This is a genomic window from Collinsella sp. CLA-JM-H32 (assembly GCF_040098165.1).
In the GTDB taxonomy this organism is placed as follows: domain Bacteria; phylum Actinomycetota; class Coriobacteriia; order Coriobacteriales; family Coriobacteriaceae; genus Collinsella.
This window is the reverse complement of sequence record NZ_JBBNMZ010000022.1, coordinates 1-2,259: the sequence shown is the minus strand read 5'-3', so window position 1 is coordinate 2,259 and position 2,259 is coordinate 1. Positions and strand designations below refer to the sequence as shown.

At 56.8% G+C, this 2,259-nt stretch carries 1 protein-coding gene; it reads left to right on the top strand.

The features are described 5' to 3' along the window. The first annotated feature begins 302 nt into the window (after positions 1-302). The gene (locus AAA021_RS09435; protein WP_349089028.1) at positions 303-1,997 is read left to right on the top strand and encodes a phospho-sugar mutase; all 1,695 of its coding nucleotides are present in this window, start codon (positions 303-305) and stop codon (positions 1,995-1,997) included. Positions 1,998-2,259 lie beyond the last annotated feature (262 nt).

Below are 2,259 nucleotides of genomic sequence, written 5' to 3'. Positions count from 1 at the left end.
CCCATCGCGCCGAGAGTACTGCGGGGTCAGCCCGTGGGAGGCCAGGGCGCCGCTGACCGGTGGACGGCACCGAGCCGTCATCGAACTTGGAAGGGGGAGGCCTCGCGGCCTCCCCCTTTTTTGCGTTAAAGGCGGCATTCACTAAGCAATTAAATCAATCCAATCATCCACCGGTGAATATAAACGTTCACCGTTCTGTGGCCGGTTCTCTGTTCTCAATGGACTAATATTTGCTTTAGCGCGCTGATGCGCTTGTCCTGTTTTACACGGGTTGTTTTATTGATTGTGACGGAAGGACTCACATGGCAGATGTTCATGAGCTGCTTGATACTTGGATTGCCAATGTCAAGGACGAGGAGCTCCTCGCTGAGCTCAACACGATGAAGGAGCAGGGTGACGAAGACGCCATCACCGACGCTTTCTTCCAAGATCTCGCCTTCGGTACCGCCGGTCTACGTGGCACTATCGGTGCAGGCACTAACCGTATGAATATCTATACGGTTGGTCGCGCGACGCAGGGTTTTGCTGACTATCTCAATGCGACCTTCGAGCATCCGACGGTTGCCATCGCTCGCGATAGCCGCAATAAGGGCGAACTGTTCGTTAAGACGACGGCTGCCATTCTTGCCGCAAACGGCGTGACTGCTCTCGTGTATCCTAAGATTTCTCCCGTGCCGACGCTTTCCTGGGCCGTCCGTGACCTTAAGTGCTCCGGTGGCATTTGCATGACCGCTAGTCATAATCCAGCGCCTTATAACGGCTATAAGGCCTATGGCCCCGACGGCTGCCAGATTACCAGCGAGGCTGCCGATGCAATTTCTAAGGCTATCGCCGAGACCGATACGTTTACCGGCGTGAAGTCCATGGGCTTCGATGAGGCTCTTGAGCAGGGTCTGGTCAAATGGATCGATGACTCGTGCCTCGAGCGTTATTATGACGCCGTTCTCGCCCGCGGCGTGACCAACCTTTCTGCCGAGGAGATCGCTGGCGCTCCGCTTAAGCTCGTCTACACTCCGCTCAACGGCACCGGCCTCATTCCCGTCACGACGGTGCTCGAGCGCGCTGGCATCACCGATGTCACGGTTGTTCCCGAGCAGAAGGAGCCTAACGGCGATTTCCCGACCTGCCCGTATCCTAACCCCGAGATTCGCCAGGCCATGCAGAAGGGCATTGACCTGTGCGAGCAGGTTCACCCTGATCTGCTGCTTGCAACCGATCCTGACGCCGATCGCGTTGGCGTTGCCGTTAAGAATAGCGATGACTATCTGCTGCTGACCGGCAATGAGATGGGCGTTCTGCTGCTCGACTATATCTGCAAGACCCGCGCTGCTCGCGGTGAGGACCTCACTAAGAAGGTTGCTGTCACTACTATCGTTTCTTCCGCCATGGTTGACGCTCTGGCCGATGAGTACGGTTTTGAGCTCCGTCGTTGCCTGACGGGCTTCAAGTACATCGGCGACATCATTACTTCTCTTTCCGATGCTGGCGAGGTCGATCGCTTTATCTTCGGTTTTGAGGAGAGCTACGGCTATCTGGCCGGCGACCACGTGCGCGACAAGGACGCCGTGAGCACTTCGCTTTTGATTTGCCAGATGGCGCAGTATTACAAGCTCCAGGGAAAGAACCTTGCCGACGCGATGCACGAGCTGTACGAGAAGTATGGCTACTATCACAACAAGACGATTTCGCTGAGCTATCCGGGTGCTGAGGGTGCGGCAAAGATGGCCGGTATCATGGCCGGTCTGCGCGAGAACCCGCCCGCGGAGCTCGCCGGTTCCAAGATTGAGGCCGTCGTTGATTACAACACCTGCGTGAACGGCCTGCCGAAGGCTAATGTTATTGAGTTCGATCTTGAGGGTGGCAACAAGGGTATTGTTCGTCCTTCCGGCACCGAGCCCAAGATTAAGCTGTACATCTTCGCTAAGGGCGCGGATGCCGCCGAGGCAGATGCAGCACTTGACGCGATCGAGGAGTCCGGTCGCAAGCTGCTGGCATAAGGTATTTAAGAGTCTATTGCTATAGATGGGCGAAAGAGGGGATCTCGGATGCGAGGTCCCCTCCTGTTTTTAACCAGCCAGCCGAGAGTACTTAGATGTGTAGGAAATGTGTACGCCCAGATTCCCGCCCCCGGCGCCCCTCCGGTCTGGCAATATATCTCCTTGCCGCGCGGACCGGTGGAACCGGATCAGCCGCGGGGCGTGCACCTTGAGAACCGGATACTGCGAGGATGGACACACCAGATGTGTCGCATCCGGGCAG